This window comes from Staphylococcus sp. EG-SA-15 (assembly GCF_017151895.1).
Classification (GTDB): Bacteria; Bacillota; Bacilli; order Staphylococcales; family Staphylococcaceae; genus Staphylococcus; species Staphylococcus aureus.
Map to the genome: position 1 here is coordinate 1 of NZ_JACVZN010000006.1, position 19,661 is coordinate 19,661.

General features: G+C 32.6%; 16 protein-coding genes and 1 pseudogene. 5 read left to right on the forward strand and 12 right to left on the reverse strand.

All coding sequences use genetic code 11. The features are described 5' to 3' along the window. Positions 1–74 precede the first annotated feature (74 nt). Together nagE and IDG64_RS04810 are read right to left on the reverse strand one after the other, a co-directional pair. A complete protein-coding gene (gene nagE / locus IDG64_RS04805) occupies positions 75–1,541 on the reverse strand; it encodes an N-acetylglucosamine-specific PTS transporter subunit IIBC (RefSeq protein WP_000276369.1) in 1,467 nt (488 codons plus the stop codon). A 127-nt stretch (positions 1,542–1,668) separates the two neighbouring features. Further along, the gene (locus IDG64_RS04810) at positions 1,669–2,286 is read right to left on the reverse strand and encodes a lysophospholipid acyltransferase family protein (protein WP_000287588.1); all 618 of its coding nucleotides are present in this window, start codon (positions 2,284–2,286) and stop codon (positions 1,669–1,671) included. A 171-nt stretch (positions 2,287–2,457) separates the two neighbouring features. Between IDG64_RS04810 and IDG64_RS04815 the strand changes: the two genes are divergently transcribed. Continuing rightward, a complete protein-coding gene (locus IDG64_RS04815; RefSeq protein ID WP_001279338.1) occupies positions 2,458–3,732 on the forward strand; it encodes a S1C family serine protease in 1,275 nt (424 codons plus the stop codon). A 93-nt stretch (positions 3,733–3,825) separates the two neighbouring features. Here the strand turns inward: IDG64_RS04815 and tyrS are convergent, their stop codons facing one another. After that, on the reverse strand, positions 3,826–5,088 hold the full coding sequence (gene tyrS, locus IDG64_RS04820) for a tyrosine--tRNA ligase (RefSeq protein WP_000186025.1): 1,263 nt from the start codon (positions 5,086–5,088) through the stop codon (positions 3,826–3,828). 381 nt (positions 5,089–5,469) lie between these two features. Between tyrS and IDG64_RS04825 the strand changes: the two genes are divergently transcribed. Next, positions 5,470–6,375, forward strand: coding sequence for a transglycosylase domain-containing protein (locus tag IDG64_RS04825; protein ID WP_000184370.1), 906 nt, complete (start codon positions 5,470–5,472; stop codon positions 6,373–6,375). On the opposite strand, the gene IDG64_RS04830 is transcribed toward IDG64_RS04825, so the two are convergent. Together IDG64_RS04830 and harA are read right to left on the reverse strand one after the other, a co-directional pair. Further along, the gene (locus IDG64_RS04830; RefSeq protein ID WP_001789987.1) at positions 6,355–6,447 is read right to left on the reverse strand and encodes a hypothetical protein; all 93 of its coding nucleotides are present in this window, start codon (positions 6,445–6,447) and stop codon (positions 6,355–6,357) included. The genes IDG64_RS04825 and IDG64_RS04830 overlap by 21 nt on opposite strands. A 130-nt stretch (positions 6,448–6,577) precedes the next feature. Continuing rightward, complete coding sequence (harA, locus tag IDG64_RS04835; RefSeq protein WP_001032771.1) at positions 6,578–9,268, reverse strand: haptoglobin-binding heme uptake protein HarA; 2,691 nt, start codon at positions 9,266–9,268, stop codon at positions 6,578–6,580. On the opposite strand from harA, the gene IDG64_RS04840 reads away from it, so the two are divergent. Continuing rightward, positions 9,267–9,356: a hypothetical protein gene (locus tag IDG64_RS04840; protein WP_000927785.1), complete on the forward strand. Its 90-nt coding sequence runs from the start codon at positions 9,267–9,269 to the stop codon at positions 9,354–9,356. The genes harA and IDG64_RS04840 overlap by 2 nt on opposite strands. Before the next feature lie 245 nt (positions 9,357–9,601). On the opposite strand, the gene IDG64_RS04845 is transcribed toward IDG64_RS04840, so the two are convergent. Beyond that, positions 9,602–11,269 carry a formate--tetrahydrofolate ligase gene (locus IDG64_RS04845; RefSeq protein ID WP_000149403.1) on the reverse strand — a complete coding sequence of 556 codons (1,668 nt, stop codon included), beginning with the start codon at positions 11,267–11,269 and terminating at the stop codon, positions 9,602–9,604. 439 nt (positions 11,270–11,708) lie between these two features. After that, positions 11,709–13,415: an acetate--CoA ligase gene (acsA, locus tag IDG64_RS04850; protein WP_000862074.1), complete on the reverse strand. Its 1,707-nt coding sequence runs from the start codon at positions 13,413–13,415 to the stop codon at positions 11,709–11,711. Between the two features lie 168 nt (positions 13,416–13,583). On the opposite strand from acsA, the gene IDG64_RS04855 reads away from it, so the two are divergent. Both IDG64_RS04855 and IDG64_RS04860 read left to right on the forward strand, forming a co-directional pair. Beyond that, positions 13,584–14,216 (forward strand): GNAT family N-acetyltransferase, encoded by a 633-nt coding sequence (locus IDG64_RS04855; protein WP_001016005.1) that lies wholly within the window; start codon positions 13,584–13,586, stop codon positions 14,214–14,216. A 24-nt stretch (positions 14,217–14,240) separates the two neighbouring features. Then, positions 14,241–15,410, forward strand: a complete 1,170-nt coding sequence (locus tag IDG64_RS04860) for an acetoin utilization protein AcuC (protein WP_001184005.1) — start codon at positions 14,241–14,243, stop codon at positions 15,408–15,410. A 97-nt stretch (positions 15,411–15,507) separates the two neighbouring features. Here the strand turns inward: IDG64_RS04860 and ccpA are convergent, their stop codons facing one another. The 5 genes and pseudogenes from ccpA to IDG64_RS04885 form a co-directional block, all read right to left on the reverse strand. Continuing rightward, on the reverse strand, positions 15,508–16,497 hold the full coding sequence (gene ccpA, locus IDG64_RS04865; protein WP_000219066.1) for a catabolite control protein A: 990 nt from the start codon (positions 16,495–16,497) through the stop codon (positions 15,508–15,510). A gap of 72 nt (positions 16,498–16,569) precedes the next feature. Further along, entirely contained in the window at positions 16,570–16,683 is a 114-nt protein-coding gene (locus tag IDG64_RS04870; RefSeq protein WP_001803513.1) for a hypothetical protein, read from the reverse strand. A 353-nt stretch (positions 16,684–17,036) separates the two neighbouring features. Next, positions 17,037–18,128: a bifunctional 3-deoxy-7-phosphoheptulonate synthase/chorismate mutase gene (locus IDG64_RS04875; RefSeq protein ID WP_000066378.1), complete on the reverse strand. Its 1,092-nt coding sequence runs from the start codon at positions 18,126–18,128 to the stop codon at positions 17,037–17,039. A gap of 460 nt (positions 18,129–18,588) precedes the next feature. Further along, positions 18,589–18,672 carry a hypothetical protein gene (locus IDG64_RS04880; protein WP_031789490.1) on the reverse strand — a complete coding sequence of 28 codons (84 nt, stop codon included), beginning with the start codon at positions 18,670–18,672 and terminating at the stop codon, positions 18,589–18,591. Between the two features lie 155 nt (positions 18,673–18,827). Next, positions 18,828–19,661: pseudogene (locus IDG64_RS04885) on the reverse strand (hypothetical protein); the annotation flags it as partial.

Consider the following 19,661-nt stretch of genomic DNA (forward strand, 5'->3'; position numbering starts at 1 on the left):
AAATCATTCTACTATTTGACTAAAAAAAGCGCAAACCCTATTGAAGTTGGATTTGCGCTTTAGCTGTTTAAATTTTATAAATGTTTTTCAATTTCATCAGCAACCTGCTGTACGTGTGTACCGACAATAACTTGAGTTGAATGTTTACCATTAACAGTAACACCAACTGCACCGGCGCTTTTAATCTTCTGTTGATCAATAATAGATGTGTCTTTTAACTCTAGACGCAACCTTGTTGCACAATTAGTTAAATTAACAATATTCTCTTGACCACCTAAACCTTCTAATATTTGTATAGCATGTTGATGATATTTACTTTGTTTAATATCATTTTCACCAGGAGCAATATTATCTTTTACAACTGTTGGATCAACTAATTCATTTTCACCTCTACCAATCGTATTCAAGTTAAATACTTGGATTACTACACGGAAAATCACATAGTATAAGATGAAAAATACAACACCTTGAACAAGCAACATCAATGGATGATTTGATACCGGATTAATTAGTGATAACACATAATCTATCAAACCTGCACTAAATGAAAATCCAGCTGTCCAATGGAATGTAGCTGCGATAAATAAAGATAATCCTGTTAATAACGCATGAACAACATATAAGATTGGCGCAACAAACATAAATGCAAACTCAATCGGCTCTGTAACACCAACGAAAAATGCTGCAACTGAACTCGCTAGGAACCAACCGTAAACTTGTTTTTTCTGAGTCGTTTTAGCTGTATGATACATTGCTAACGCAGCCGCTGGAATACCGAACATCATGATTGGGAAGAATCCCGCTTGATAGCGTCCTGTAATACCTTTTATAGCATCTTTGCCACTTTGGAATTTACCAATATCATTAATACCAATCGTATCAAACCAGAACACACTATTCAGTGCATGATGTAATCCTGTAGGAATTAATAGTCTGTTAGCAACACCATATATGAAAGCACCAAACGATCCTAAACCAACTATAGATTCACCAAATTTTACAATCCATGAATAAAGTAGTGGCCATAAGAATAACAATATGACAACTAAAAATGTACAGTAAAATGCAGTCATAATTGGAACTAGACGTTTACCACTAAAAAATGATAATGCTAATGGTAATTCTGTTTCACTAAACTTATTGTATGCATAAGCTGCTATTAAACCTATTACAATACCAACAAAGACATTGCCATTATTCATCTTTTCAAAAGCTGAATTTATTTCCGAAGCTTTCATTCCTAATAAAGGCGCTAATTTCATTGGTGATAATACAACTGTAACTAAAAAATATCCTAACGTAGCTGCAAGCGCGACTGCACCATCATTTTTCTTTGCCATTCCTATAGCTACACCAATTGCAAATAAAATACCTAATTGCTCTAAAATCGTAGTACCTACCGTAGTAAAGAACATTGCGATTTTCGGCGTCGCATGAAGTGCATTTAACGTATTACCAATTCCGGCAATAATTGCTGCAGCCGGTAAAATGGCAACTGGTAACATTAACGAACGCCCTAAATTTTGGAAAAATTTATACATTGAATGTCATCCTTCTTAAAATAAGGTAGAAATATAAAGATTACTAATGTAACTAGAATAACTACTTCGATACTCCGTTATAGTCACCTAGGCTTACTAACCAGCTATATTTCTACCTCAAGTTATTTTATAAACTTTTTACAATTTCATGCAATTCTTGTTGTAACTTTGCTGTTCGTGTTTCAATCTCTTTTGTAATATAATCGATACGCTCGTTTCGTTTTAAATCTTTAGGTAAATCGTTAATATCGATTGGTTTACCAATATTTATGTATGCTTGTCCTGTTAAAAGACCGTGAATCTTAGTAGGACCAACATAAGCAACAGGTAATATTGGTGACTTACTTAACATTGCAATTGTTGAAGCACCACGTTTCAAAGGTGCACCTTCTTGCGATGTGCGAGAACCTGTTGGGAAGATACCAACTGTCTTATTATCTTTCAACAAATTGATTGGGCGTTTTAAAGTACTAGGTCCTGGATTTTCACGATCTACAGGAAATGCATTTAAAGACGTTAAAAATTTACCAATCCATTTATTTTTGAATAATTCTTTTTTAGCCATATAATGAATTTGATTAGGATATAATGCCATACCTAGCATAATGACTTCGTTATAACTTTCATGCGTACAAGTTACGACATATTTACTATCCTTAGGAATATTATCTTTACCGATTACGTATAATGATTTTGACATTTTAACTAAAATGAAATTCAAAATCTTACTAATCACTGAATACATTGTGCCACCTACTTAACTTATTTGTTTATAACAACTAGATTTTATCACTATATTTTTACTAGAACAAGATAGTCTGAAAATACATCTAAAGTTGTATAGTGTATTACTAGCAATAATTATAAAAAAAAGACATAATTAAAGCATATATAAATCATATAATGGAGGTTAAGTATGTCAGATTTTAATCATACAGATCATTCTACAACAAACCATAGCCAAACACCTAGATACAGAAGACCTAAATTTCCATGGTTTAAAACAGTCATCGTTGCATTGATTGCTGGAATTATTGGTGCACTTCTAGTACTTGGTATAGGCAAAGTATTAAATAGTACAATTTTAAATAAAGATGGTTCAACTGTTCAGACAACAAATAATAAAGGTGGCAATCAATTAGACGGTCAAAGCAAGAAATTCGGTACCGTTCATGAAATGATAAAATCTGTCTCCCCTACAATTGTTGGAGTTATTAACATGCAAAAAGCATCAAGTGTAGACGACTTATTAAAAGGTAAATCATCTAAACCATCTGAAGCTGGAGTAGGTTCAGGTGTTATCTATCAAATAAACAACAATTCAGCTTATATCGTTACAAACAATCATGTTATTGATGGCGCAAATGAAATTAGAGTCCAATTACATAATAAAAAACAAGTTAAAGCGAAATTAGTTGGTAAAGATGCAGTAACTGATATTGCTGTACTTAAAATTGAAAATACAAAAGGTATTAAAGCGATTCAATTTGCCAACTCTTCAAAAGTACAAACTGGCGATAGCGTATTCGCAATGGGTAACCCATTAGGATTACAATTTGCTAACTCTGTAACATCTGGTATCATTTCAGCAAGCGAACGTACGATTGACGCTGAGACAACTGGTGGCAATACAAAAGTTAGCGTTCTTCAAACAGATGCTGCTATTAACCCAGGTAACTCAGGTGGCGCATTAGTAGATATTAATGGTAATTTAGTTGGTATTAACTCAATGAAAATTGCTGCGACACAAGTTGAAGGTATCGGGTTTGCTATTCCAAGTAATGAAGTTAAAGTAACAATTGAACAACTTGTAAAACATGGTAAAATTGACCGCCCTTCGATTGGTATTGGTTTAATTAATTTGAAAGATATTCCTGAAGAAGAGCGCGAGCAACTTCATACTGATAGAGAAGACGGTATTTATGTCGCCAAAGCTGATAGTGATATTGATCTTAAAAAAGGTGATATTATTACAGAAATTGATGGCAAGAAAATTAAAGATGATGTTGATTTAAGAAGCTATTTATATGAAAATAAAAAACCTGGTGAATCAGTCACTGTTACCGTTATCCGTGATGGTAAAACAAAAGAAGTTAAAGTGAAATTAAAACAACAAAAAGAACAACCAAAACGTCAAAGCCGATCAGAACGTCAATCACCTGGCCAAGGCGATAGAGATTTCTTTAGATAATTTACAGACAGAAAAGTACATTAAGAGCCTACTCATTACATTCTTAGGAATGAATATGAGTAGGCTCTAATTTATTTAGCTATGCAATTATATTTATTGATAGTTAACCATGAAGTATTTTTTCTTACCGCGACGAATAATCGTAAATTCGCCATCAATTTTATCTTCTGGTGCTAAAGCATAATTAACATCTTGTTGTCTCTCACCATTAATATAAATCGCACCATTGTTAACATCTTCACGTGCTTGTCGTTTAGAAGGAGAAATGCCTGTTTCAATAAGGACTTCAACGATATTTGTTGTGTCATTTGATAATGTCACTTGAGGCACATCTTTAAATCCATCTTTTAATTCTTTCGCTGATAATGATTTTAAATCACCACTAAATAATGCTTGTGAAATACGGATTGCATCATTTAATGCATCTTCACCATGAATAAATTTAGTTACTTCTTCAGCTAATGTTTTTTGAGCTTCACGTAAATGCGGTGCTTCATTTTTAGATTGTTCTAAGCGATCAATTTCTTCTTTTCCTAAGAAAGTAAAGTATTTTAAGAATTTAATTACATCTTCGTCTGATTGATTAATCCAGAATTGATAAAATTCATAAGGACTTGTTTTTTCAGCATCTAACCAAACAGCACCTGACTCAGACTTACCAAATTTCTTACCATCTGATTTAGTTACAAGCGGAATAGTTAAACCGTATGCGTCTGTTTGACCATACATACGACGCATTAATTCAATACCACTTGTGATATTACCCCATTGATCTGATCCACCTACTTGAATCTTACAATTCAATTCTCTATTCAAATGACCGAAATCAATAGCTTGTAAAATCGTGTATGTGAATTCTGTATATGAAATACCATGTTCTAAACGACTTTGGATTGAATCTTTACCTAACATGTAATTAACGCCGACGTGTTTACCATAGTCACGTAAAAAACTAATTAATGAGATTTGTCCTAACCAGTCTCTATTATTAACAAGCACTGCACCATGGTCTGTTCCAAATTCAAAAATATTGTGCATTTGCTTACAAATACCTTCGATATTTTTATCTACTTGTTCTTCTGTTTGTAGCACACGTTCTTCTGATTTACCTGATGGATCACCAATCATACCTGTACCACCGCCAATTAAAACGATAGGACGATGTCCATGTTCTTGAAAACGTCTTAATGTTAAGAATGGTAGTAAGTGACCAATATGTAAACTATCTGCCGTTGGATCGGCACCGCAGTATAACGTCACTTGTTCTTTATTTAATAAATCTTCAATACCTTGTTCATCAGTTTGTTGATAAATAAGACCTCTCCATTTTAAATCTTCAATTAATACATTCGTCATTATTATTTCCTCCTATTTATAATTATTTATTGAATACTTGTTAAAATACTTTAAAGTTTTTTGAACGTAAAAAAAACCCTTACAACAAATATGTAAGGGCGCGATTGCACGTTACCACCAAACTTAAACATAATCATAAGATAATGTTCACTCTATTAATGATACGTTCATTAATAAACGTAGGACATGTTAGTTATAAAGGTGTATTCATATTATTAAAAACACTAGTTCACAGCGACCACTAGCTCTCTGATGATTTCAAATAATATTACTTGTCCTTTTATCCTATTCTTTATGCATTTTCCCTAATTATAATTAACGTTAAAATAAAAGTCAAATTGCTTAAATATGGTATACTATACGTAATTTAGGAGGTTAAAGATGACGAATCAAGACAACAATCATCAATTGAATCATCGTATATATCATTTTGAAAAGATATATAAAGCTATCAAACATGTCATTGTTTTTATATTTATGATTTTCATTGCCATCGTTGCTATCGCTGTGATTGCGATGTCTTTATATTTTCATCATTTAACTAAAACGTCCGACTCATTATCAGATGATGCTTTAATAAAAAAAGTTCGACAAATACCTGGCGATGAATTATTAGATCATAATAACAAAAATTTATTATATGAGTATAACCATTCTCAAAACTCACTCATTATAGGCCCTAAAACATCAAGTCCAAATGTCATTAAAGCATTAACGTCATCTGAAGACACTTTATTTTATAAACATGATGGCATCTTACCAAAGGCGATTTTAAGAGCAATGATACAAGATATTTTTAATACTGATCAAAGTTCAGGTGGTAGCACAATTACACAACAACTTGTTAAAAATCAAGTTCTTACCAACGAAAAAACATATAGTAGAAAAGCAAATGAACTTCGCCTAGCAATTAGATTAGAACACCTACTCTCAAAAGATGAAATTATATATACATATTTAAATATAGTTCCCTTCGGTAGAGATTATAATGGCGCTAATATTTCCGGAATTGCATCCGCTTCATATAGTTTGTTTGGTATTCCACCAAAAGATTTATCAATTGCACAATCTGCATACCTTATCGGTTTGTTGCAAAGCCCATATGGCTATACACCCTACGAAAAAGATGGAACATTAAAATCGGATAAAGATTTGAAATATAGTATCCAAAGACAACATTATGTATTAAAGCGTATGTTAATCGAAGATCAAATCACTGAAAAAGAATACAACGACGCATTAAAATATGATATTAAATCACATTTGTTAAATCGAAAAAAGCGTTAATTGATGCTCACTTTTTAAAGTAACCACAACAATGAATCCAAATATTAAAAACAGCAGTAAGATTATTTTCAATTAGAAAATTTCTCACTGCTGTTCTTTTTATTTACTCTAAAGGAAAGCCATTAAACCAATCAATAGTTTATAAATTAATTGCTTTCACATTGTCTACAAAGTTAATCATACATATGCTATATTTAGTTAATTATTTAGATTCTTTTCTGAATTTAGGAATGAATAAAGCTAACATACCTAATAACGCATATAAGCCCCACCATGATTGGCTTGAAGTTGTTTCTCCAGTTTTTGGTAGCATTTTAGATTGACTAAGTTTGTTTTCTTTCGATGGTGTGCCGGCTTTTTCTTTTGTTTTCACTGTTTTATCTACAGTTTTATGAATATCACTCGGCAGATGTTCAGTTATTTTTTTGTCAGTAACTTTGTCTGTATTATTATAATTTTGTTTCACTACGTCAAGCTTTGCTGCTTTTCCAGTATGATTATTTTTATCGGCAATATGATTCAGCTGTATGACTTTGTCTTTATTTTTATTAGAGTCTTTATCAGTATCGACATTCGATGACATACCAACGCTATTATCGGCATCTTTATCCACATTTCTATCAGTATCTTTGGCAATTTGAGTATCCATTTCTTTTAAATCATACTTATCGAAGTGATTGTTATTCATCATATTTGTTGATGAATGATCAATATTTAGATGCGCATCTTTGTCAACACTACTATCAGTATCTTTAACCATGTCAGACTCTGGTTCTATCACATCTGCTTTATCAGACGCATCTTTAGGATTTGTTGCAGTGCTGCTATTTTCAGCTACATCTGTATCAGCAACCTTATCTTCTTGTCCTGTTTGTACATTTAGCGGTTCACTCGTGTTATTTTGTGATGTATCATCATCTTTTGTATTGATATCCTGATTTATAATTCTGACATGATATTGACCTTCATAACCAATGTTTGCCACAACGACTTTAACAATCGCATTGTAAACTGCTTTGTCAGGTATATATGGGAAAATCAGCGTTCTAGAATTATTTTTAGGATCTTTAGAAACAGTAGTGACACGTTTACCTTCTACAATTAAATCTTTCCAGTAACTGTCATCCTTTGTTTTCATCACTACATATTTTTGACCATTTAAAGTTGCTGTATAGAATGGATGTTCAACAAAGCCGTCCATAACTGACTCACTATTTTCTTCACTTTCAAAAACAACAAAATGCGCTTCTTGTAAATCTGTTAATTGATCATTTGTAGGTGTAACATTTTCAAATTCCGTCACTGCTGATTTAACTTGATCAGCTAACTCTACTCTAGTTTGATCTAATTTCTTTTTATATTCCGCCTTATATTTTTCTGGCAATTTCTCTTGTAATTTTTCTAATTCATAAACTTGTCTTTCTAACGTTTTAGCTTTGTGATACGGAGCTAATAATTTTTGTAAATTGTATGTTTCTTCATCCACATAGTCGTCTGGGTTATTAGTAATAGGCTGTGCAAAGACCATTAGCGTATAATCATAGTCTTCATGGATGTTCTCACCATATTCAATAGATGACACAATTTTAACTTCTCTCGTACCATTAGATACTGGGAAACGAATATAGGCATAATCTTTATCAGAATCATATGATACTAATTCGACTGGTAACTTTTTGTCACCTTCATAAACTTCAAATTTCTTCCATGTTGAAGCTGTCTTTAAACCTAATTCAATTATTGGTCCTGTTTTTGTAAAAATGACAGTTGCTGGTTCAACAGTACTAGCATAATGATAGAACTGTCTTTCACCTTTATCATTTTTCATTTGAAAATCAATTGGTCGCCAATTATCAGCTGTATGTTCTTTATCGATGATAGCCGGGTTTTTAATTGCATCTTGTAGTGATTCATCTGCTGGTGGATACTGTTGATTAACATCCGACTGATTACTTGACTCATTCGTTTTATCGTTAGTATTACCATTAGAATTTGTTTCATGAGCTGGTTGGCTTGACGCTTGATCTGCATTCGTTGACGATTTTGGTTGTGCAGGTTGACTCATATTGGTCGTTGCCTGCGGTTGATTATTAGCATTGTTGATCGTTGATGTATTTTGATTAGATGTATTCGTGTTTGTTTGATTACTTGCGACTGAACTTGATTGATCATTCGTTACTACTGCATCATTTGTATCTGATTTTACAAGTGAAGGATCGTTATAAATAGGTTTAGCAAATACTAATTTAGTATAATCATAATTTGTTTCTTCTCCATCATCAATTTGAGTCGAAGAAACAATTTTCAATTCTTGTGTGCCATCTGAAACTGGGAATCGAATATAGGCATGGTCTTCTGGTACAGGACTATATGATACAAGTCTCACTGGCAATTTTTGATTGTTTTCATAGACTTCAAACTTTTTCCATGTTGAAGCAGTATTGATGTCTAATTCAACTTCTGCTTTCTTTTTAGTGTAATACACATCTGCTGGATCTTTGATGCTGAAAAAGTGATAGTACTGCGTTTCATTGTTTTTATCTAATAATTGGAAATTGACTTGTTCTCTTGGACCTATATCATGTTCTTTATTTTCTAATGCAGGATCTTTAATTGCATCTTTAAGTGATTCATCCGCTGCAGGATAGTTTTTCGCAGTGTTTGCTGGTTGCGTAGCAGGTTGTGTTTGATTTGTATCCTTTGGTGGCTGAGTTGTAGTTGCATTATTATTTTGATTTTCCGAGATTTTATCTGAAGTATTTGTATTTTCTGCTGCTTGCGCTTGATGTTGAGAAGTAATTAAAAATAGTGTACTGACAATGACCGATGCAACGCCTAGAGTTGATTTTCTAATAGAATAGAAAGACCTTAATTTTGGGTGATGTTTGTTCATGTTGTTAACAACTCCTATAAGATTATATTTAATTGATAATAATTATCAATATCAATTATTAGTGTTAATTGTAGCGCATCCCAATTAAATATTGCAACCTATTTTATTAACTTTTTTTAATATGTAATATTCATTGCATCGCTTTCCTATTCTTCAAGCCCACTTTTTATCTTCATATACATTAATTAACCACCTTCAAACATTGTCGTTAGATTCGCCAAATTGAATCTATTTTTAGCACAGCAAAAAACCGAACTGCTGAAATAATGCATCTCCAACAGTCCGGTCTATTAAACTATTTACTTATCTTTATTAAACAATTGACATGATTTATTAGAATAACCCAATTGCATGACCATCATCAGTAACATCCATGTTTAATGCTGCTGGTTTTTTAGGTAAACCAGGCATAGTCATGATTGCACCTGTCAACGCTACGATAAATCCTGCACCTGTTTTCGCTTCTAATTCACGAATTGTAATTTCAAATCCTGATGGTGCACCTAACAACGTTTGATCATCTGAGAATGAATATTGTGTTTTCGCCATACATACTGGGTAATTATCCCAACCATTTTCTTTAAATTGTTTTAATTGTTTTTGCGCTTTACTGCTAAACGTTACTTTTGAACCGCCATAGATTTCAGTCACAATCTTTTCAATCTTTTGCTCTAATGGTAATTCTAATTCATATAAAGGTTTAAATGAATTAGGTTGATCAATGACTTCTAATACTTCATTTGCTAAGTCAACGCCACCTTTACCACCTTTTTCCCAAACTTCAGTTAAGGCAATTCGTACATTATTTTCTTTAGCCCAAGATTTTACATATTCTACTTCTGCATCAGTATCATGTATAAATGCATTAATTGCAACAACCGGTTCTACACCGAATTTTTTAATATTATTAACATGACGCTCTAAATTAACAATTCCTGCTTTTACTGCTTCTACATTTTCTTCTTTTAAATTATCTTTCGCTACACCACCATGCATTTTTAACGCACGAATTGTCGCAACAACAACGACAGCTGCCGGATCAAATCCTGCTTCACGCGCTTTAATATCCATGAATTTTTCAGCGCCTAAGTCTGAACCAAATCCAGCTTCCGTTACAACGATATCAGCTAAATCACGTGCTGTTTCAGTTGCTAAAATTGAGTTACAACCGTGTGCGATATTCGCAAATGGTCCACCATGAACTAATGCAGGTGTCCCTTCAATTGATTGTACTAAGTTTGGTTTAATTGCATCTTTTAAAATCATTGCAAGTGCACCTTCCACTTTTAAATCTGCAACTGTAACTGGCTTGCGATCTCTAGTGTAACCAATAGTAATACGACTAATTTTATCTTTTAAGTCTTTAATACTTCTACTTAAACATAAAATCGCCATAATTTCAGACGCTACTGTAATATTAAAGCCATCTTCACGTGGTACACCATTTGTAGGCCCACCTAACCCAACGTTTACATGTCTAAGTGCACGATCATTCATATCTAATACACGTTTCCATTCAATACGTCTTTGATCGATTCCTAATTCATTACCTTGGTGAATATGATTATCGATAAACGCAGACAATGCATTATTTGCAGTTGTAATCGCATGGAAATCTCCGTTGAAATGTAAGTTGATATCTTCCATAGGTAAGACTTGCGCATAACCACCACCAGTCGCACCACCTTTGATACCAAATGTTGGTCCTAAAGCAGGCTCTCTTAATGCAACCATAACGTTTTTATTTAACTCATGGAATGCATCAGCTAAACCAACTGTAACCGTTGATTTACCTTCACCAGCTGGTGTTGGGCTCATCGCAGTTACTAAAACAACTTTCCCTTTGTTTTCTCTTGGCGTTATTTTATTAATGTCGATTTTAGCTTTGTAATGACCATAAGGTTCTAATGCATCCTCTGAAATACCTACTGATGCAGCAATATCCTTAATTGGTTGTAGTGTTGATTGATTCGCAATATCTAAATCTGATAAATGAGTCAACTTTTTTCGCCCCTTTTTGTTTAATTTATGCATTTTAAATATGTAAGTTGTAGCTAAGAAATTTTTACTTACATTCATATAATAACGAACTGTTAAAAACTTGTCGACTAAATCGGGTTAGCGCTTTCATTTTTGCAATAAATTCACTTATTAAAGTTTTGCATTATACAACTTTTAGCGCTTGATACTATTGATAACTATATTTTTCTATTATTTAAAATAATCATCTTCCAAAGATCATATTAAAAATAAAAAGCAATATAAAGATATGCCATTATTGTTATGTCATCATTTTCAAATGCTTTCTACGAAATGATATGACACAAGTTAACAGCTCTTTATATTGCTTATCATAAAGTAAACTAATATTTAAATATTAACATGAAATATGTTGTCTCCCTTTATTCTTCGAAAGAAATCTTCAATAACATTCATGTCATTATTCCATTGTACTTAAATCCCCAGCATCTAAATTTAATTCCCAAGCTTTTAATACACGTCTCATAATTTTACCTGACCGTGTTTTAGGTAATTTATCTTTAAATTCGATTTCACGTGGTGCTGCATGTGCCGACAAACCTTCTTTAACAAATAAACGAATTTCTTCTTTTAATTCGTCTGTTGGTTCATATCCTTTTCTCAATGCAACAAACGCCTTAATTATTTCACCGCGAACCGGATCAGGTTTACCAATAATTCCCGCTTCGGCAACTGCTTCGTGTTCAACCAATTTAGACTCAACCTCAAATGGTCCAACTCGTTCACCAGCTGTCATAATTACATCATCAACACGTCCTTGGAACCAGAAGTAACCATCTTCATCTTTATATGCCGAATCACCAGATACATACCAGTCTCCAATAAAATATGATTTATATTTTTCTGGATTCTTCCAGATACGATACATCATTGATGGCCAGCCTTTTTTTATAGCAAGGTTGCCCATTCGATTTGGTGGTAATTCATTACCTGCATCATCGATAATTGCAGCTTGAATACCAGGTAATGGTTTGCCCATTGAGCCAAGCTTGACGTCCATCGTTGGATAGTTAACAATCATATGTCCACCTGTTTCTGTCATCCACCAAGTATCTAACACCGTTAAACCGTATACTTTTTTCGCCCATTTCATAACTTCAGGATTTAAAGGCTCACCTACTGATAGAATCGAACGTAACGATGACAAGTCATATTTCTCAACAATATCGTCACCAGCACTCATTAACATTCTTAAAGCTGTTGGTGCCGTATACCAAATCGTCACTTTAAAATCTTCAATCATACTATACCACTGTTCTGGTGAAAAGCGACCACCAGCTATACAATTTGTAGCGCCATTTAACCATGGTGCAAAAATACCATAAGATGTTCCTGTAACCCAACCTGGATCTGCTGTACACCAATAAACATCATCTTCTTGTAAATCTAATACATATTTTCCAGAAATATAGTGCACTAACATTGCTTGTTGAACATGCAATACACCTTTAGGTTGCCCAGTAGAACCTGATGTATAATGTAAAATCAAACCATCATCCGACTTTAACCATTCAATGTCAAATTCATCGCTAGCAGTTTCCATCAAACTAATGAAGTCTATGTAATTGTCTTCTACATCCTCATCTACGACAACAATTTTTTTCAAGTTCGGTAATTTATCTACAGGTACTCGAGGTAACAATGCCTTATTAGTAATTAACACTTTAGCTTCACTGTTCTCTAATCTATCCGCAACTGCCTTTTCCATAAATGCTTCAAATAACGGCCCAACAATTGCACCAATTTTTAAAACACCTAACAACGCAAAATATAGTTCAGGTGTACGCGACATAAATATAAATACTCTGTCACCTTTGGCAACTTCTGCATGTTCAGACAAAACATTCGCTGCTTTATTAGATAACCGTTGCATATCTTTATAAGTATACGATTCTTTTCTGTACTCATCTTTGTAATTTAACGCTATTTTATCCCCTAATCCTTGATCTACATGGCGATCTATACATTCATATGCCATGTTCATTTTTCCAGTTTCACTCCAAGAAAATGCTTGTTCTACGTCTTTCCAATCAAAAGTATTATATATTTCTTCATAATCTTTAAGGTTATGTTTACCTTGCGCTCCTTTATAAACTTCGACTTTCATTTGAAACTCCCCCTTTGTTATGTGAAAACGCTTTCTTTCTCAATATTATACATAACATTTCTAATTATTCAAAATTTTTACTTTTATCCTTTTTCTAGTATTAATTATTGTAAATTTTCTATATAATGAATTTAATACAATCACGACGTCGATTGAGGAGTTGAAAATATGAATCATTTAAAGACGTATCAATCCGAAGATTATTACATTCATGACAAGCAATTTGTTATTGAAGGTCCTTTAACATACGAAGATTTGAAAGCGCTTACTTTCGATGCGCATTTAACCGCATTTAGAGATGCTGAAGATCAGTATGAAGCTTTGTTAGAAATTACAACATTACCAGAAGGTAGAATTTATGTTGCTCGCCAAGATCAACTCATTGTGGGTTATGTCACTTTCCACTATCCTGATGAAATTGAGCGCTGGTCTACAGGTAACCTTCCATATTTAATCGAATTGGGGGCAATTGAAGTCAGCATCAATTTTAGGCAATTACATCTTGCAGAAAAGCTAATACAACTTAGCCTTTCTACACCAGAATTCGAGGATTATATCGTTATAACTACTGAATATTACTGGCATTGGGATTTAAAAAATTCAAAGTTAGATGTATTTGACTATAAAAAATTAATGCAGCGGTTAATGGCAACTGGTGGACTTGAAATATTCGCTACAGATGATCCAGAAATAACAAGTCATCCAGCTAATTGTTTAATGGCAAGAATTGGCAAAAATATTACATTAGAACAGCAACAAGCGTTTGATGATATTCGTTATATGAATCGGTTTTTCTTTTAATTTTTGGAATATCGGAGGGATTATATGCAACAACATTCATCAAAAACTGCATATGTTTATTCAGATAAGTTATTACAATATCGATTTCATGACCAACATCCCTTCAATCAAATGCGTTTAAAATTAACAACAGAGCTACTTTTGAATGCAAATTTATTGTCTCCAGAACAAATAGTACAACCTAGAATTGCAACAGATGACGAATTAATGTTAATTCATAAATATGATTACGTCGAAGCAATTAAGCATGCTTCACATGGCATTATCAGTGAAGATGAGGCTAAGAAATATGGATTAAATGATGAAGAGAATGGTCAATTTAAGCATATGCACCGCCATAGTGCCACAATTGTTGGAGGCGCTTTAACTTTAGCAGATCTTATTATGTCAGGCAAAGTATTAAATGGTTGTCACTTAGGTGGTGGATTGCATCACGCTCAACCTGGTCGAGCTAGTGGTTTTTGTATATACAATGATATTGCAATTACCGCACAATACTTAGCTAAAGAATACAATCAACGCGTTTTAATCATAGATACCGATGCACATCATGGAGATGGTACACAATGGAGTTTCTATGCCGATAACCATGTTACTACTTATTCTATCCATGAAACCGGAAAATTTCTTTTCCCAGGCTCTGGTCACTATACTGAGCGCGGTGAAGATATCGGCTATGGACACACTGTAAATGTCCCACTTGAACCGTATACAGAAGATGCATCATTTTTGGAGTGTTTTAAATTAACAGTTGAGCCTGTCGTAAAGAGTTTTAAACCTGATATTATTCTAAGCGTAAATGGTGTCGATATACATTATCGTGATCCACTAACTCATCTAAATTGTACGTTACATTCATTATATGAAATTCCATATTTTGTAAAATATTTAGCTGATTCTTATACGAATGGAAAGGTAATTATGTTTGGTGGCGGAGGCTACAATATTTGGAGAGTCGTACCACGTGCATGGAGTCATGTATTCTTAAGTTTAATTGATCAACCAATTCAAAGTGGTTATTTACCGTTAGAATGGATTAATAAATGGAAACATTATTCATCTGAATTATTACCTAAAAGATGGGAAGATCGTTTAAATGATTATACCTATGTCCCTCGCACAAAAGAAATTAGTGAAAAAAATAAAAAATTAGCTTTACATATAGCGAGTTGGTACGAATCTACTCGTCAATAAGTAACATAATCTGCAACGATTTTAAAAGATAAATAAAAGGCATTCTTCCAACACCCATATAATTCGGGTCGTTAGATGAATGCCTAATTTTGTGAATTTATTTTGTAGTTCCTCGGTATTCAATTCTGTGAGGTAAAACTACATTTGGTTCTTCTATCTTTTCATCATTCATATATTTTGTTAATAAGCGCATCCCTACTGCACCGATATCATATAATGGTTGAATAACACTAGAAAGTTGTGGTCTAACCATCTCAACTAAACGTGTATTATTGAAACTAATAATTTGTAATTCCTCTGGAACTTTAATACCAGCATCCATTGCACTATGCATAATACCAATAGCTTCTTCGTCACTAATACATAATATAGCATCTGGAAGATTACCTTTCATTTTGGCAAAAGCTTTTACGCCTTCTTTATAACTTTCAGCACCAGAACAATTCAATGTATCACCTAATTGAAGACCATTTTTATTTAACACTTCAGTTAAACCTTCTAAAACATCTTCTTGAGCTTTTTTAGAATGTTCTCCACCTACTAAAGCAAATGATTTAGCGCCTTTTTCAATTAATTCTCCCGTAATTTCTTTCGCAGCTTCAGTAAAATCAATATTAACTGATGCTATATGTGCATCCTTACCATTTGTTCCTGATACTACTACAGGTACAGATGATTGATTTATCAATTCTTTCATTTCTTCAGTAATTGTACCACCAAGGAAAATAATACCATCAACTTGTTTACTTAATAAGTTATTAAAAATTTCTTTTTCCTTTTCAGGATCGTTATCTGAATTTGAAATAATTGAGTGATATTTATACATTGTTGCAATATCTTCAAGTCCACGAGCAAGTTGTGAATAATAGATATTAGATATATCTGGAATGATCACACCTACTGTTGTTGTCTTTTTACTAGCTAAACCTCTAGCAACAGCATTTGGACGATAATTCAAACGCTTAATGACTTCGTTAACTTTATTTTTAGTTTCTGCTTTAACATTTTGGTTCCCATTAACAACACGCGACACTGTGGCCATAGAGACACGCGCTTCTCTTGCTACATCATATATAGTAACTGTCATAATTTCCTCCTTGTAAACGTTTTATTCATTATAATAACATGTTTTCATTTCATTTTCATAGTTTACCATATTTTAATTTACAGTAACATATTTTTGTTTGGAAAAATTTAGCGAAAAGCTTGAAATAAAAACAACCGCTAAATGATAACGAACGATATATTTTAATTTTATATAAACTTTTTTCATTTTTAATTGTAATATTTTGAGAAAGCCTTTTCAAATATCAATTGCATTTGTTGAAAAATATTCACATTTCAGTAACAAATGTGTGAATCTATTATATTTTACAGATAATTCATAGTTATAATTTTAATTACTGCTATCAGTCATAATCTTTAATAATTGTGAAATTGAACAAGTGTCGAAGTATTATAACAATCGTTAAGTGCAGTATACCTTTATTTCTATACAAAAAATAATAGCCAATCTAAAAGTAATATACTCTTAGATTGGCTACTAGTTTAAAATTGTCGATTCAAAGATAATATTCTACTTCATCATGACATATTAGTTAAGTAGTCTATAGTCTCCTTGGAATATTATTTTAACTTTTTAGCGTTATATAAATCAGCTAAAGGCTTTAATTCATCATAAAATGCTTGGAATTCATCTAAATCCATTTGTTGACCCGCATCACTAAGTGCAACAGATGGATCTGGATGCACCTCAGCCATAACACCATCAGCACCTACTGCTAATGCTGCTTTCGCAGTTGGTAACATGATATCTTTACGACCTGTACTATGCGTAACATCTACCATGACTGGTAAGTGTGTACCTTGTTTTAAAATTGGTACTGCTGAAATATCTAAAGTGTTACGTGTCGCCTTTTCATAAGTTCGGATTCCGCGTTCACATAAAATAATGTTTTGATTACCTTGTGAAGCAATGTATTCAGCTGCATAAACAAACTCTTCGATTGTAGCAGATAAACCACGTTTTAATAGAATAGGCTTTTTCGTACGCCCAGCTTCTTTTAATAACTCAAAGTTTTGCATATTACGTGCACCAATTTGGAATACATCTAAATATTCATCGGCTACTTCAAAATCATTAGGATTTACAATTTCACTAACTACATTTAAATCGTATTTATCTTTAATCTGTTTAAGTATTTTAAGTCCTTCAACACCTAGGCCTTGGAAGTCATAAGGCGATGTACGTGGTTTAAAAGCACCGCCACGAATAAATTTTTCACCTTTAGCATGTAAGTTTTTAGCAACAGCTTCAACTTGTTCAAATGATTCAACTGAACATGGCCCAAATACAAATGATTTATTGCCGTCTCCAATAATGCCCCCATTATCAAATGTTACAATCGTATCTTCAGGTTTCAACTTACGTGATACATATAAATGTTTTTCATTTTCAGATTTTTGTAAATCTGTAGAGGCTTTGAAAATTTCTTTAAATAATTGCTTAATAGTATTATCGTTGAATGGTCCTTTGTTACTATCGATTAAGTCGTTAAGCATTTCTTTTTCACGTTGTGGATCATAGATACGTGTACCTTGTTTTAATTTTTCTTCCCCAATTTTTTGTGCTAGTTCACCACGTTTAGATAATAAGTCTAAAATTTGATGATTCAGTGATACAATCTCACTTCTGTATGATTCTAATTTATTACTCATCCTTACTCACCTCTACTAATTATTTCAAGTATATTCCACTTTAAAGCAATAAAATATAATGTTAAAAAATATTCTAACAATATCATATGTATAGTTCAACCCTAAATTGACAGAAAATAATCAATTTTCTAATTATATGATTCGAGACTGACACTTCGATTTTCTCAGTCATTATTGAAAAGTTATATTCTATATTGATATTTATTAGCAAATGTTAATCAATTAAATAAGTGTCATTATTATAGCTTATTTTGAGTCAACATTACTGCTTTTAAGAAAAATTTTCGTTTCTATCTTCTATTATAAATCTAAAATTCTCATACATTCAACCTAACGCTTAATAAAAATTAACAACCTTTGTCTTTGTATATTAATATAAATCTATAGTGAACATCACTCACCAACATATGCGGCTATATTTGAATTAGTGAACGTCATTGTACCTTCTAAGATTCATTGTTTATTTGATTATCGAATATTTTTCCATCTTCAGCTTAAAATGTGCAATATCACTATTGTAATCTAACGATGTTACAAACAACATAAATACATGGAATGATTGCGTTGCCTTTCAAAATAAACTGATGATATCAAAAAAGGTAAGCACCTGAATGCCTACCTTTTATTTTGAAATTCAATTTTTAAAAATATAATACATAGCTTACTGCTATGATTGATTATTAAACGATTTTAGTAATCTTAGTCATTGAATGTACGTTTCTCTATTTTACTTTTAGCTTTCTCAACTTTAGCATTTGGCGTTTTTGATGCATTGGATGATTTAGCATTTGTTGTTTTTGAATTCTTATTACTAGTTTGATTATTCTTTTGAGTTGACTTACTTGAACTACTTTGTTTCTTTGCACCTTGTGATGATTTCTTATTATGTTGCTTTTTCTGACCTGAAGTTTTATTTGTAGATGCTTTTGATGCATTTCGTTTATTTGAAGGTGTTGTTTTTTTAGATTGTTTACCTGATTTCTTGTCAACAGCTGTATTATTAGTTGTTTTTTCATCAGCTTTACGTGTAATAACACCATTTTCAAATTTAGCTTCTTTTTGTTTAACAGTGTCTTTATTATCTGTATTAACTGTCTCTGTCTCTGATACATCGTTCTTTTTAGTAACTAATTGAGGAATTTCTTTCAAGTCATTTTTAGCAACTGGTTTTTCTGCAAATAACGCTTCAGTTAATTGACTCTCTTTTGAACCTGGTGTTAATTTAGCTTGCTTCTGTTTTGCAGCGTTTGCTAATCTTTCAGCTTGTGACTCTGGTTTTGATACTTCTACCTTTGCTGCACTTGCATCTTTAGTTAATGTGTCACTGTCTTTCTCTGCTTGTGCTTCTTTTTTAGCTTCTTGAACCTCTTGTGCCTCTTGTGATGTATCACTTAAATTATTTGCACTTGCTTCTTCTTTTATCGCTGCTTGTTGTGCTTTCAATGCCACTGCTTTTGGTTCTTCATTTGATACAGCTGCACTTTTATCTGTTTCTGCTTGTGCTTCTTTTTTAGCTTCTTGAATCTCTTGTGC